Origin of the sequence: Sphingomonas sp. (assembly GCF_050725575.1) — a bacterium.
Lineage (GTDB): Bacteria > Pseudomonadota > Alphaproteobacteria > Sphingomonadales > Sphingomonadaceae > Sphingomonas.
On the sequence record NZ_JBOHHW010000019.1, the window covers coordinates 14,862 to 28,273 of the forward strand.

Genomic DNA, 13,412 nt, shown 5'->3' on the forward strand with positions numbered 1-13,412 from the left:
GCGGTGGCCTTTCAGATCAGGAACACATCGGCGGCGTGAATGACACGGGTCGTGCCATCCGCCAAGCGCAGGATGAGCGCGCCGTCATGGTCGAGCCCGGCGAACAGGCCGTCGGTCGCGCTGCCATCGGGCAGCCGGGCGGTCAGCGCGGTGCCGGGAGCATGCGCACGCTCCAGCCAGCGCGCGCGAACCGGCGCAAGGCCTTCACCGCGCCAGCGCGCAAGCCAGCGCGCGAACGCTTCGGCCAGGGTGTCGAGGAAATCGGCCGGGTCGGGGGTGATGCCGTGCGCGGCGAGGCTGGTGGCGAGGCGATCGAGGTCAGTCGGATGGTGCGCGAGGTTGACGCCGATGCCGATCACCACCGCATCCCCTGCTCCTTCAAGCAGGATGCCGGAGAGCTTCGCCCCGTCGAGCAGCAAGTCGTTGGGCCATTTAAGCTGGAGTGGCACCTCCCGGCCATTATCGCCCGGACGAGCGAGATAGGCGCGAACCACCTCTTCAAGCGCCACCGCCGTGAGCAATGCCAGCGTCGCCGCCTGCGGGTCGCTGGCGCGTAGCCGCACCAGGGTCGAGGTGTAGAGATTGCCGACCGGCGAGGCCCATGCCCTGCCCTGCCGCCCGCGACCGCCATATTGGCGCTCCGCCCGTAACCAGACGCCTTCCTCCGTGCCGCTCCCTGCGAGCGCCAGCATATCGGCGTTGGTCGATCCCGTCTCGGCGACGGTGCGGATGGTCATGGTGCGTCACCCGGTTTAATCTTCCGACCATAAAGCGCCTCGTTGAGGCGGCCGTCGGATGATGCGATGCCGAGAATATCCATCAGTCGCTCAACGGCGGCATAGGCGCGCTCGCGATCTTCGGTGTCAGTCCGGTCGAAAAGGTGCAGCTTTCCGATTGCCCGATCGAGGAAACTGTCCTTGGTAAACGATCCCCGCCTGACGATCTCGCGCGCCACGTCGTTCAATGGATCATCCGGCAGAGCCAGAACATCCTCCGAGCCGTAGCCGACATAGTCGCCTTCGGGCGCGAACTTCGATTGAGCGATAAAAGCCACCAATTGCGCACGCTGAACGTCAGTTAGAACCACGGGTGCCTGACTTGCGTGTCCACAAGCTGCGAGCAGCAAAACTCCGGCAAGTGCTCCGATAAAATTCAGCAAGAACCTCAGAACAGCGACCGTGCGGCGGTCAGGGCCAGCGCTCCGAGCGGCGCGAGCAGGATCCAGCCGGCCGGCGAGACGAACACCGCCGCCACCGCAATCAAGCCACCCTCGACGATGCTGTCATTGCGCTCGAACGCCGGCGCGGGGTCGTCGAAATACATCACCTTGACGATGCGAAGGTAATAATAAGCGCCGATCACCGATGCGACGAAACCGACCACGGCCAGCGGGAACAGCCCCGCTGCGATCGCCGCATTGAACACCGCCAGCTTAGCAAAGAAACCGAGCAGCGGCGGGATGCCCGCTAGCGAGAACATGAAGGTGGCCAGCGCCAGCGCCAACGCCGGGCGAGTCTGCGACAGGCCCGACAGGCTGGCGATCGTCTCGACCGGCTGTCCATCGGCGTCGCGCATCTGCAGCACAATCAGGAAGCTGCCCAGGGTCATCGCGACATAGACGGTCAGGTAGAACAGCACCGACGCGACACCCGCCTCCGTGCCGGCGGCAAGACCGACCAGCACAAAGCCGACATTGTTGATCGACGAATAGGCAAGCAGCCGCTTGATATTGCTCTGCCCGATCGCCGCGACCGCGCCGAGGATAATCGAGGCAAGTGCGGCGAAGATCACGATCTGGCGCCACTGGTCGGTCGCCGGGCCCATCGCCTCGACCGCGACACGCACTGCCATGGCCATCGCCGCGACCTTGGGGGCGCTGGCGAAGAAGGCAGTAACGGGGGTCGGTGCGCCTTCATAGACGTCGGGCGTCCACATATGGAACGGCACGGCGCTGATCTTGAAGGCGAGGCCGGCGAACACGAACACCAGCCCGAAGGTCAGGCCGAGCGAATGACCGGCGCCGGCGCCATAGGCGGCGGCGATCTGGTCGAACATGGTGCTGCCGGAGAAGCCATAGACCAGCGAGATACCGTACAGCAGGATGCCGCTGGCCAGCGCGCCGAGCACGAAATATTTGAGGCCCGCTTCGGCCGAGCGCGTGTCGCGGCGCATGAAGCTCGCCAGCACATAGGCGGCAAGGCTCTGCAGTTCGAGACCGACATAGAGCGTGAGCAGATCGCCCGCCGAGACCATCATGCCCATGCCCGCCACCGAAAGGAGGATCAGCACGGGATATTCGGGACGCAGGTCGTCACCAGTGGTGCGCGCGAAGAAACGCGGCGCCATGATGATCGCGACTGCCGCAGCGATATAGATCAAAACCTTGGAAAAAGCGGCAAAGGCATCGGCGCGGTACAGGCCGTAAAACGCCTCGCCCCCGCTCGACGCCGGACCCATCAGCGCAATGCCTGCGCCCGCCAGGATAGCGACCGCGGTCCAGGACACAGCGCGGGTCGAAGCCTGGCCGCCCCAGGCGGCCACCAGCATCAGCGCGATCGCGCCGACCCCGAGCACCAGCTCGGGCAAAGTCATCAGGAGTGAAGCGCTGTAATCCATCAGTGAGCGCCCTCATGCGCGGCAGGTGCGGCGCCGTGCGCCGCGGCGGGCGCGGGCTTGCCGAGTTTCAGTTGCGAATCGCCGGGCGGCGTGGCGCGGGCCACGCGAGCGACCAGGGTCTGCACATCGCCGCGCATTGGCGCGATGAAGCTTTCCGGATAGACGCCCATCCACAGCACCACCGCTGCGATCGGTGCGAGCAAGGCTACTTCGCGCAGGCTCATATCGGGCATGGCGCGGACATCGTCCTTGGTCAGGTCGCCGAACACCACGCGGCGATAGAGATAGAGCATATACGCCGCGCCGAGGATGATACCCGTCGTGCACAGCAAGGTGATCGTGGTCGACACCTTGTACGTGCCAGCCAGGCTCAGAAACTCGCCGACGAATCCGCTGGTGCCGGGCAGACCGACCGACGCCATGGTGAAGAGCATGAAGAACAAAGCATATTTCGGCATGTTGATCGCAAGGCCGCCGTACCGGTCGATCTCACGCGTGTGCAGCCGGTCGTAGATCACGCCGACACACAGGAACAAGGCGCCGGAGACAAGACCGTGCGAGAGCATGACGATCATCGCGCCCTCGATGCCCTGCTGGTTGAAGGCGAACAGGCCGATCGTCACGATCGCCATATGCGCGACCGAGGAGTAGGCGATCAGTTTCTTCATGTCGGACTGCACCAGCGCGACCAGCGAGGTGTAGATCACCGCCACCGCCGACAGGCCGAAGACGAGCCAGACGAGCTGCGCCGAGGCTTCCGGGAACATCGGCAGCGAGAAGCGCAGGAAGCCGTAGCCGCCGAGTTTCAGCAGCACGCCGGCCAGAATGACCGACCCCGCCGTCGGCGCCTGGACGTGCGCGTCGGGCAGCCAGGTGTGGACCGGCCACATCGGCATCTTGACCGCGAAAGAGGCGAAGAAGGCCAACCACAGCCAGGTCTGCGCCTGAACCGGGAAATCATAGTTGAGCAACACCGGAATGCTGGTCGTGCCGGCTTCCTGCACCATCCACAGCATCGCGATCAGCATCAGCAGCGAGCCGAGCAGCGTGTAGAGGAAGAATTTGTAGCTGGCGTAGATCCGGTTCGCGCCGCCCCAGATGCCGATGATCAGATACATCGGGATCAGGCCGGCTTCGAAGAAGATGTAGAACAGGAACAGATCCTGCGCCGCGAAGGTGCCGATCATCAGCACTTCGGTGATCAGGAATGCGGCCATATATTCCGGCACGCGCTTGGTAATCGCGCTCCAGCTTGCGCCGATGCAGATCGGCATCAGGAACACGCTGAGCATGATCAGCATCAGCGCGAAGCCGTCAATGCCGAGCGACCAGCCGAACACCCCGAAGAGATGCTCATGATGTTCGACGAACTGCCATTGCGGCCCGCCGATATCGAATTGCGCCCATAGCCCGATGCCGAGCAGCAGGTCGACCAGGGTCGCGCCGAGCGCAAGCCAGCGCGCCGTGTTCGCGGTGACGAACAGGCAGGCGATCGCGGCGATCGCCGGAATCGCGAGCATGACGGTCAGGATCGGGAAACCGCTCATTTCGCTGCTGCCCAAATCTTGATCGCCCAGGTAATCGCGGCAGTCAGGCCGATCAGCATGACGAAGGCATAGCTATAGACATATCCGGATTGGAACCGCCCCGCGACGCGCGTGCCCTGCTGGACCAGCCAGGCCGAGCCATTGGGCCCGAACCGGTCGATCGTCTTCTCGTCACCGCGGTGCCAGAACAGGCGGCCGATGGCGAAGGCTGGACGCACGAACAGCAGGTCGTACAGTTCGTCGAAATACCATTTGTTGAGCAGGAAGTCGTAGACCACGCGGAACTGCTCGGCGACCTGCGCCGGGAAGCGAGGTGCGCGGATATAGGCCATCCACGCGCCCAACAGGCCGAGCGCCATGGCGATCGTCGCGCTGAGCTTCACCAGCAACGGCACGTCATGCATTTCGTGCATCAGATGCTCGCTGAACGCGATGCTGCCCTTCCAGAAGATCTCGCCGGCCTGCGGCTCGATGAAGAAGCCGTGGAATGCGAAACCCGCCGCGACCGCGCCGAATGACAACAGCAACAGCGGCGTCAGCATCGACCAGGGGCTCTCATGCGGGTGATAGCCGCCGGTGCCGTCGCCAGCAACATGGCCGTGATCATCATGAGCGGGGTGATCATGCGCGGTGGCGTGATCATCATGCCCATGCGCATCATGCAAAGCATGCTGGATATGCTCGGACTGGGTCCAGCGCGGCTTGCCATAGAAGGTCAGGAACATCAGCCGCCAGGAATAGAAGCTGGTCAGCAGCGCGACGATCATGCCGACGATCGAGGCACCAGACTGGCCCGAAGCCCAGGCCGCCTCGATGATCGCGTCCTTCGAATGGAAACCGGCAAAGCCGATTGCCGTGTTGCCGAATACCGCCGGAATACCGACACCGGTGATCGCCAGCGTGCCCATCATCATCGCCCAGAAGGTGATCGGGATGCTTTTGCGCAGCCCGCCATAGTAACGCATGTCCTGCTCGTGATGCATGGCATGGATCACCGATCCGGCGCCGAGGAACAGCAGTGCCTTGAAGAAAGCGTGCGTGAAGAGGTGGAACATCGCCGCGCCGTACGCGCCAGTGCCGGCGGCGAAGAACATGTAGCCGAGCTGCGAGCAGGTCGAATAGGCGATCACGCGCTTGATGTCGGTCTGCACCAGGCCGACCGTTGCCGCGAAGAAGCAGGTTGCGGCGCCGACAGTGGTCACCACGCTCAACGCGACCGCACTGGTCTCGAACATCGGCGACAGGCGGCAGACCATGAACACGCCGGCGGTGACCATCGTCGCGGCATGGATCAGCGCCGACACCGGGGTCGGGCCCTCCATTGCGTCGGGTAGCCAGGTGTGCAGGCCGAGCTGTGCCGACTTGCCCATCGCACCGACGAACAGCAAAAGGCACAGGATCGTCATCGTATCGAAACGGTGGCCGAGGAACCCGATGGTCGAGCCGGCCATGCCGGGCGCGGCCTCGAGGATCGCCGGGATCGATACCGTGCCGAACACCAGGAACGTGCCGAAAATGCCGAGCATGAAGCCGAGATCGCCGACGCGGTTGACCACGAACGCCTTGATCGCGGCAGCATTGGCGCTGGGTTTCTTGAACCAGAAACCGATCAGCAGATAGGACGCAAGACCAACGCCTTCCCAGCCGAAGAACATCTGAACCAGATTGTCGGCGGTCACCAGCATCAGCATCGCAAAGGTGAACAGCGAGAGATAGGCGAAGAAGCGCGGCTGGCTGTCGTCGTCCGCCATATAGCCCCAGCTATACAGATGGACGAGCGCCGAGACCGAGGTGATGACGACGAGCATGACCGCGGTCAACGCATCGACGCGCAGCGCCCAGTCGACCTGCAGGTCGCCCGAGCGCAGCCAGTGAAGCACCGGCACGACGCTTGGCTCGGCGCTGCCGGCGATGAAGCTGAAGAAGATCGGCCAGGACAGGGCGCAGGAGACGAACAGCGCACCGGTGGTGATGACCTTGGTCGGCACATTGCCGAGCATGCGGTTGCCCAGGCCGGCGACGATCGCGGCAAGCAACGGCAGGAAAACGATGAAAAGGATCGACGTCACGCTGCGATTACCCCTTCATCCGGTTGACATCGTCGACCGAAATCGTGCCGCGTCCACGGAAGTAAATGACCAGGATCGCCAGGCCGATCGCTGCCTCGCCCGCCGCCACGGTCAGCACGAACATCGCGAACACTTGTCCGACCAGATCGTGGAGATAAGCCGAGAAGGCGACGAAATTGATGTTCACCGACAACAGGATCAGCTCGATCGCCATCAACATGACGATCAGGTTCTTGCGGTTGGCGATGATGCCCAGCACGCCGAGGGCGAACAGGATCGCCGCGACCACCAGATAATGCGTCAGCCCGATCACAGCTCCACCCCCTGCCCGACCCCGGGTTGCGTATTGCGTGTTGCATCCTGCGGGCGGCGCGCGTTCTGGCGTGACACATTCTGCGCGCGCACGCCGCCACGCTCGCGGTGCGTCAGGACGATCGCCCCGATCATCGCGACCAGCAGGACCAGGCCGGCACCCTCGAACACGAACAGATAGCGCGTGTAGAGCAGCCGGCCGACCGCCTCGATATTGTTGATGGTCGGGTCGATCGGCGCGGCCCGGCGGCCGAGCTCGATCGCGCCGGCGCTCCATGCCCCGAAGGCCACCATGATCTCGGCCGCCAGCGCAATCGCGAAGACAGCGCCGATCGCGGCATAGCGCGCGAAACCGGCGCGCATTTCCGCGAAATCGATGTTGAGCATCATCACGACGAACAAGAAGAGCACCGCGACCGCGCCGACATAGACGATGATCAGCAGCATCGCGATGAACTCGGCGCCGACCAGAACCATCAGCCCCGCCGCATTGAAAAAGGCGAAGATCAGCCAGAGCACGGCATGGACCGGGTTGCGCGCACTGATGGTCAGCGCACCGCTGACGATCACGAGGGTCGCGAACAGGTAAAAGGCGATTGCTTGGATCACGGAATCGGGAGGCCCCTCTAAGTCGGCTGGCGCTTAACGGTACGGTGCATCGGCGGCAAGGTTCGCGGCGATCGCGCGTTCCCAGCGATCGCCATTATCGAGCAGCTTTGCCTTGTCGTAGATCAGCTCCTCGCGCGTTTCGGTCGCATATTCGAAGTTCGGACCCTCGACCACCGCATCGACCGGGCACGCTTCCTGGCACAGGCCGCAGAAGATGCACTTGGTCATGTCGATGTCGTAGCGCGTGGTGCGGCGGCTGCCATCCTCGCGTGGTTCGGCCTCGATCGTGATCGCCTGGGCCGGGCACACCGCCTCGCACAACTTGCACGCGATGCAGCGTTCCTCGCCATTGGGATAACGGCGCAACGCATGCTCGCCGCGGAAGCGCGGGCTCAGCGGGTTCTTCTCGAACGGATAGTTGATCGTCGCCTTCGCCTTGAAGAAATACCGCAAGGTCAGCGCGTGCGCCTTGAGGAATTCCCACAGGGTGTAGGATTTGATGATCTGGGAAATGCTCATCTCGAAGCTTTCGAAATTTTGGCCACGCAAATGCCAGAGGCGACGAGGTTATATCCTGCAACCTCGAAGTGCGGCGACGGTCCATCTTTGTAGATTGCGACGGCACCGTTATCGACCGCAGTTCCACCCGGAAAAGAAACCCGAACGCCTGTTCGCGGAGAGAATGCGGTGGGTGGTGCCCCATTTGGACCGCTGGGACGTGAGACCACCTCCAACCCTTTATGCAAAGTCGCGACGGACGTCGGCATCACAAAGTCCGAAATGTCTGCGTTGTCGGATGTCATTCGGACCACCAATGGGAACTGAGATCTGTCAAATTCGAACCCAATGGCCTCGCGGCTAGAGGGCGACACCTGAAGTTGAAGCTTGGCCAGACGACTGCCATCGACCGATTTCACCTCACAGGTATAGGCCCGTGCAAATGCTTCGGCGCCGGCAGGCACTGACGACAGCATCGCCAAGCTTATAAATTGCGGAGTGACCACGAGCGAAATCATATCCCCACCCGCGCCAGCATCAGGAAGCCCGACACGAGGAACACCCAGAACAGCGACAGCGGCAGGAAGATCTTCCAGCCCAGGCGCATCAGCTGGTCATAGCGATAGCGCGGGACCGTCGCCTTCACCCAGCTGAACAGGAAGAAGAAGAACAGGATCTTGGCGAACAGCCAGATGATACCCGGTACCCAATAGAGCGGTGCCCAGTCGAACGGCGGGAGATAGCCGCCCCAGAACAACGTCGCGTTCAGCGTGCACATCAGGATGACGTTGGCATATTCGCCGAGCCAGTAGAGCGCGAAGCTCATCGACGAATATTCGGTCTGGTAGCCAGCGACGAGCTCGCTTTCCGCCTCGGTCAGGTCGAACGGCGCGCGCTGCGTCTCGGCCAGCGAGGAGATGAAGAACACGATCGCCATCGGCAACAGCAGCGGGTTCCAGATAAAGCCGTTGGCAAACCCGTACAGGCCCTTCTGCGCCTCGACGATCGCCGACAGGTTGAAGCTGCCGGTCCACAGCACGATCGAGATCAGCACGAAGCCGATCGCGACTTCATAGCTGACCATCTGTGCCGCGGCGCGGATTGCCGAGAAGAACGGGTATTTCGAGTTGGACGACCAGCCCGCCAAGATGATGCCGTAGACGCCAAGCGACGAGGCAGCGAGCACATAGAGCAACCCGACATTGATATCGGACAGCATTACGCCGACCTGGAACGGCACCACCGCCCATACGATGAGCGCGACTGTGAAGGTGATGATCGGCGCGAGCAGGAACAGGCCCTTGTTCGCGGCGGTCGGAACAATGGTTTCCTGCAGGAAGACCTTCAGGCCGTCGGCGAAGCTCTGCAACAGGCCGAACGGTCCGACCACATTCGGACCACGCCGCAACGCCATCGCCGCCCAGATCTTGCGATCGGCATAGATGATCATGGCAACCGCCAGCATCAGCGGCAGCGCAATGACCAGGATGCCGACGATCGTGGACGTGAACCACGCCCATTCGAACGGCATGCCGACCCAGTTTTGGAAGAAGGCGGTCATTTACGGCACCCATTATCCGTCATTCCCGCGCAAGCGGGAATCCCGCTGCCCTGGCAACGGTCGAGAAAAAGCGGAATCCCCGCATTTGCGGGGATAAAGATGGTGGCGGTGAGGATCACTCCGCTGCCTCCGCGAATTCCTGGCCATGGACCAACTCAGCCGAGCAGCGCTGCATCGTCGGTGACGCGCGGCAGATCGCGTTGGTCAGGTAGAAATCCTTGATCGGATAGCCGGTCAGGTCACCCTCGCCCTTGGCGTCGAGCGCCGGCGGGTTCCAGGCGAAGCTACGCAGGCCGAGCGTGGCGAGATCGGGCGTATCATTACCCATCGCCGTGCGCAGTTCCTCAATCGTGTCGAACGGCAAGGTCTTGCCCAGCACTGCCGACAGCGCGCGCAGAATCGTCCAGTCCTCGCGCGCGTCGCCCGGCGGGAACACCGCACGCTCGCCACGCTGCACACGGCCTTCGAGATTGACCCAGGTGCCGGATTTTTCGGCATAGCTCGCGCCCGGCAGGATGACGTCGGCATTCGCCGCACCCTTGTCTCCGTGATGGCCGATATAGACCTTGAAGCTCTTGGCGAACGCCGCAAAATCCAGCTCGTCCGCACCGAGGAAGAAGGCCAGCTTCGGCTTCGCCGCGACCAGATCGGCGATACCGCCCGGCTGTGCCCATCCGAGCATCAGCCCGCCCATGCGACTCGCTGCCATATGCACGACGTTGAAACCATTCCAGCCGTCACGAATGAGGTTGAGCTTCTTGACCAGCGCCAGCGCTGCGCCGTGCCCGCCCTTGAGTGCCGCGCCGCCGACAATCACCATCGGCCTGGCCGCGTCCTTGAACGCGTCGGCAACCGTCTTGGGCAGCTTGCCGAGCAAGGCGAGGTCGCTGCCGAGCCATTCGGTCTTGTAGGTCAGGTCGGTTTCCGGCCCGATCGCAAAGACCTTCGCGCCCTTCTTGATCGCTTTGCGGATCCGCGTGTTCACCAGCGGCGCTTCCCAGCGCAGATTGGTGCCGACGAGCAGGATCACATCGGCATCTTCAGCGCCTGTAATGGTGGTATTGAAATTGACCGCCGCCATCGACGTGGCGTCATAAGCCATACCGGTCTGCCGCCCTTCGAGCAGCGTCGAGCCCATCGCACCAAGCAGCGCCTTTGCGGCATAAAGCGTCTCGCTATCGACCAGGTCGCCATGGACAGCGGCGACGCTTGCCCCCGCCCTCACCGCCGCAATGGCGGCAAAAGCTTCGTCCCAGGTCGCGGGGATCAGCTTGCCATTGGTTCGCACATAGGGCCGGTCGAGCCGGCCGCGCACCAGGCCGTCAACGGCATGGCGGGTCTTGTCGCTCGCCCATTCCTCATTGACGTCCTCATTGATCACGGGAAGCGCGCGCAGCACCTGGCGGCCGCGGCTGTCGAGGCGGATGTTGGTGCCGACCGCGTCCATCACGTCGATGGTCAGCGTCTTCTTAAGCTCCCACGGCCGCGCTTCAAAGGCATAGGGCTTCGACGTCAGCGCACCGACCGGGCAGAGATCGACGACATTGCCCGACAGCTCGCTGGTCACCGCGCCTTCAAGGTACGACGTGATCTGCATGTCCTCGCCGCGGCCGACCGCGCCGATTTCCTCAACGCCGGCGACTTCCTCGGCGAACCGGATGCAGCGCGTGCACTGAATGCAGCGCGTCATCACCGTCTTGACGATCGGGCCCATATATTTCTCGGTCACGGCACGCTTGTTCTCGTCATAGCGAGACTGACCGCGGCCATAGGCGACCGACTGATCCTGCAGGTCGCACTCGCCGCCCTGATCGCAGATCGGGCAATCGAGCGGATGGTTGATGAGCAGGAATTCCATCACACCTTCGCGCGCATTTTTGACCATCGGAGAGTTGGTGAAAACTTCCTGATTGTCCGCCGCCGGCAAAGCACACGACGCCTGCGGCTTGGGTGGTCCGGGCTTCACCTCGACCAGGCACATACGACAATTGCCGGCAATGCTCAGCCGCTCGTGATAACAGAAGCGCGGGATTTCCTTGCCGGCGATCTCGCACGCCTGCAGCACAGTGGCGCCGGCTGGGACCTCGATCTCGATCCCGTCTACTTTAAGTTTAGGCATGTCAGTTTCTCACCGGCGATGTCGAGACCGGCCGATCGCCACCGGCTTCCGGTGCCGTCAGCAACTCGGGCGTTGCCATGCGGTGATACAGCGCCTCGGCAAGCGCAGCGCGCAGCGATTGCCGATTGGCGGTCAATTTGGCGTTCTTTACCAGACACGGGCCAAGTGACGGCGACAGGCTGGCAACCGCAGCCCGTTCTTCACCACTTTCCGCCACGGTATGGACGAGTTTCGTGATTCCCGATGGATTGGTTGCAGCAACGCACGTCGCCATCTCATCGACAGCTGGATCTCGCGCGGACACTTTAAACCAAGGGTTACGATAATTGGTTCTGAGCGGCTGGGCTTCCGGTACTGGTTGATCTTTCATGTCACCCATCAATGCCTCTGCCAGCACACCGCGCTGGATCGCCGCCGGCGATTGCAGTTGCAGTGACTCGGTGAACGCTATCGCATTCGGCATACTCAGGCAGTTCTCTTCGCTAAACAGCCCCCGGCTGATCTTCGCAGCGGCGTCCGGCGTCGTCATATCGAGAAACAACCGCACATCCTCGCCGCGGCGATATACAAGGCAGTTGGCAAACTCTTGCGCCGCCTTAGCAGAGGATCGCCCCTGCTCTTTCACGCGTTCCCCACTATTCACCTTCTGCGCCACAGCAGGATCGATCATCGCGATTGCCAGACAAGCGATGCTTATGCCTTTGACCATCATTCCGCTGCCTCCATCATCGGTGACAGCCCGCCGCCCTGCTTTTCAATGATCCGCCGCTCCATTTCGGGGCGGAAATGCCGGATCAGGCCCTGGATCGGCCAGGCCGCCGCATCACCAAGCGCACAGATAGTATGACCTTCGACCTGCTTGGTTACCTGATAGAGCGTATCGATTTCCGACACATCGGCATCACCGGTGCGCATCCGCTCCATCACGCGCCACATCCAGCCAGTGCCTTCACGGCATGGCGTACACTGGCCGCAGCTCTCATGCTTGTAGAAATAAGAAATGCGGCTGATCGCGCGGACGATGTCGGTCGACTTGTCCATGACGATCACCGCCGCAGTACCGAGGCCCGAGCCGAGTGCTTTCAGCCCGTCGAAATCCATCGGCGCATCCATGATCTCCGCTGCCGGCACCAGCGGCACGGAAGAGCCGCCGGGAATGACCGCAAGCAGATTGTCCCAGCCGCCGCGAATGCCGCCGCAATGCACTTCGATCAGTTCGCGGAACGAGATGCTCATTGCCTCTTCGACAACGCACGGCTTGTTCACATGGCCGCTGATCTGGAAGAGCTTGGTGCCCTCATTCTTCTCGCAGCCGAAGCTGGCGAACCATTCCGGCCCACGGCGCAAAATGGTCGGCACGACCGCGATCGATTCGACATTGTTGACCGTGGTCGGGCAGCCATACAGGCCGGCGCCGGCCGGGAATGGCGGCTTGAGGCGCGGTTGACCCTTCTTGCCCTCAAGGCTTTCAAGCATCGCGGTTTCTTCGCCGCAGATGTACGCGCCGGCGCCGCGATGGACGAACACGTCGAAATCATAGCCCGAGCCACAGGCATTCTTGCCAAGCAGGCCCTTGTCATATGCCTCGGCGACGGCGGCAAAAAGCGTCTCCGCCTCGCGGATATATTCGCCGCGGATGTAGATGTACGCGGCACGCGCGCGCATCGCATAGCCCGCAATCAGCGCGCCTTCGATCAGCTTGTGCGGATCGTGGCGAATGATTTCGCGGTCCTTGCACGAACCCGGTTCGGATTCATCGGCGTTGATGACCAGGAAGTTCGGCCGGTCAGGCTTGGGCTCCTTGGGCATGAAGCTCCACTTCATGCCGGTCGGAAAGCCTGCGCCACCACGACCGCGCAGGCCCGACGCCTTCACCTTGTCGATGATGGCGTCCTGGCCAATGGCCATCAGCGCCTTGGTGTTGTCCCAGTCGCCACGCTTTTGCGCGGCAGCAAGGTTCCATGGCTGGAAACCATAGACGTTGGTGAAGATGCGATCCTTGTCGGCGAGCATTATTTTTCGCCCTTCCGATTGCGGCGAGCGGATACGATGAACCACAACGCGACCACGATCATGGTCAG

Annotated in this window: 12 protein-coding genes; all 12 read right to left on the bottom strand. The window is 62.5% G+C overall.

The window, feature by feature from the left end; genetic code table 11:
• Nucleotides 1–11: 11 nt before the first annotated feature.
• The 12 genes from ACRECS_RS14085 to nuoF all read right to left on the bottom strand — a co-directional run bounded on the left by ACRECS_RS14085 (nucleotide 12) and on the right by nuoF (nucleotide 13,344).
• On the bottom strand, nucleotides 12–737 hold the full coding sequence (locus ACRECS_RS14085; RefSeq protein ID WP_431583585.1) for a biotin--[acetyl-CoA-carboxylase] ligase: 726 nt from the start codon (nucleotides 735–737) through the stop codon (nucleotides 12–14).
• Complete coding sequence (locus ACRECS_RS14090) at nucleotides 734–1,159, bottom strand: DUF4844 domain-containing protein (protein ID WP_431583586.1); 426 nt, start codon at nucleotides 1,157–1,159, stop codon at nucleotides 734–736. The genes ACRECS_RS14085 and ACRECS_RS14090 overlap by 4 nt, the downstream gene beginning before the upstream one ends.
• A gap of 5 nt (nucleotides 1,160–1,164) precedes the next feature.
• Nucleotides 1,165–2,616, bottom strand: a complete 1,452-nt coding sequence (gene nuoN, locus ACRECS_RS14095) for an NADH-quinone oxidoreductase subunit NuoN (protein WP_431583587.1) — start codon at nucleotides 2,614–2,616, stop codon at nucleotides 1,165–1,167.
• A complete protein-coding gene (locus tag ACRECS_RS14100) occupies nucleotides 2,616–4,163 on the bottom strand; it encodes an NADH-quinone oxidoreductase subunit M (RefSeq protein WP_431583588.1) in 1,548 nt (515 codons plus the stop codon). Before ACRECS_RS14100 ends, nuoN begins: the two co-directional genes overlap by 1 nt.
• Nucleotides 4,160–6,232 (bottom strand): NADH-quinone oxidoreductase subunit L, encoded by a 2,073-nt coding sequence (nuoL, locus tag ACRECS_RS14105; RefSeq protein ID WP_431583589.1) that lies wholly within the window; start codon nucleotides 6,230–6,232, stop codon nucleotides 4,160–4,162. The genes ACRECS_RS14100 and nuoL overlap by 4 nt, the downstream gene beginning before the upstream one ends.
• Before the next feature lie 7 nt (nucleotides 6,233–6,239).
• The gene (gene nuoK / locus ACRECS_RS14110) at nucleotides 6,240–6,545 is read right to left on the bottom strand and encodes an NADH-quinone oxidoreductase subunit NuoK (protein ID WP_034161248.1); all 306 of its coding nucleotides are present in this window, start codon (nucleotides 6,543–6,545) and stop codon (nucleotides 6,240–6,242) included.
• Nucleotides 6,542–7,153, bottom strand: a complete 612-nt coding sequence (locus ACRECS_RS14115) for an NADH-quinone oxidoreductase subunit J (protein WP_431583590.1) — start codon at nucleotides 7,151–7,153, stop codon at nucleotides 6,542–6,544. Before ACRECS_RS14115 ends, nuoK begins: the two co-directional genes overlap by 4 nt.
• A 33-nt stretch (nucleotides 7,154–7,186) precedes the next feature.
• Nucleotides 7,187–7,672 (bottom strand): NADH-quinone oxidoreductase subunit NuoI, encoded by a 486-nt coding sequence (gene nuoI / locus ACRECS_RS14120; protein ID WP_431583591.1) that lies wholly within the window; start codon nucleotides 7,670–7,672, stop codon nucleotides 7,187–7,189.
• A gap of 493 nt (nucleotides 7,673–8,165) precedes the next feature.
• Entirely contained in the window at nucleotides 8,166–9,212 is a 1,047-nt protein-coding gene (gene nuoH, locus ACRECS_RS14125) for an NADH-quinone oxidoreductase subunit NuoH (RefSeq protein WP_431583592.1), read from the bottom strand.
• A gap of 115 nt (nucleotides 9,213–9,327) precedes the next feature.
• On the bottom strand, nucleotides 9,328–11,331 hold the full coding sequence (gene nuoG / locus ACRECS_RS14130) for an NADH-quinone oxidoreductase subunit NuoG (RefSeq protein ID WP_431583593.1): 2,004 nt from the start codon (nucleotides 11,329–11,331) through the stop codon (nucleotides 9,328–9,330).
• A 1-nt stretch (nucleotide 11,332) separates the two neighbouring features.
• On the bottom strand, nucleotides 11,333–12,043 hold the full coding sequence (locus tag ACRECS_RS14135) for a hypothetical protein (protein WP_431583594.1): 711 nt from the start codon (nucleotides 12,041–12,043) through the stop codon (nucleotides 11,333–11,335).
• Nucleotides 12,040–13,344, bottom strand: coding sequence for an NADH-quinone oxidoreductase subunit NuoF (nuoF, locus tag ACRECS_RS14140; protein ID WP_431583595.1), 1,305 nt, complete (start codon nucleotides 13,342–13,344; stop codon nucleotides 12,040–12,042). The genes ACRECS_RS14135 and nuoF overlap by 4 nt, the downstream gene beginning before the upstream one ends.
• Between the last annotated feature and the right edge of the window lie 68 nt (nucleotides 13,345–13,412).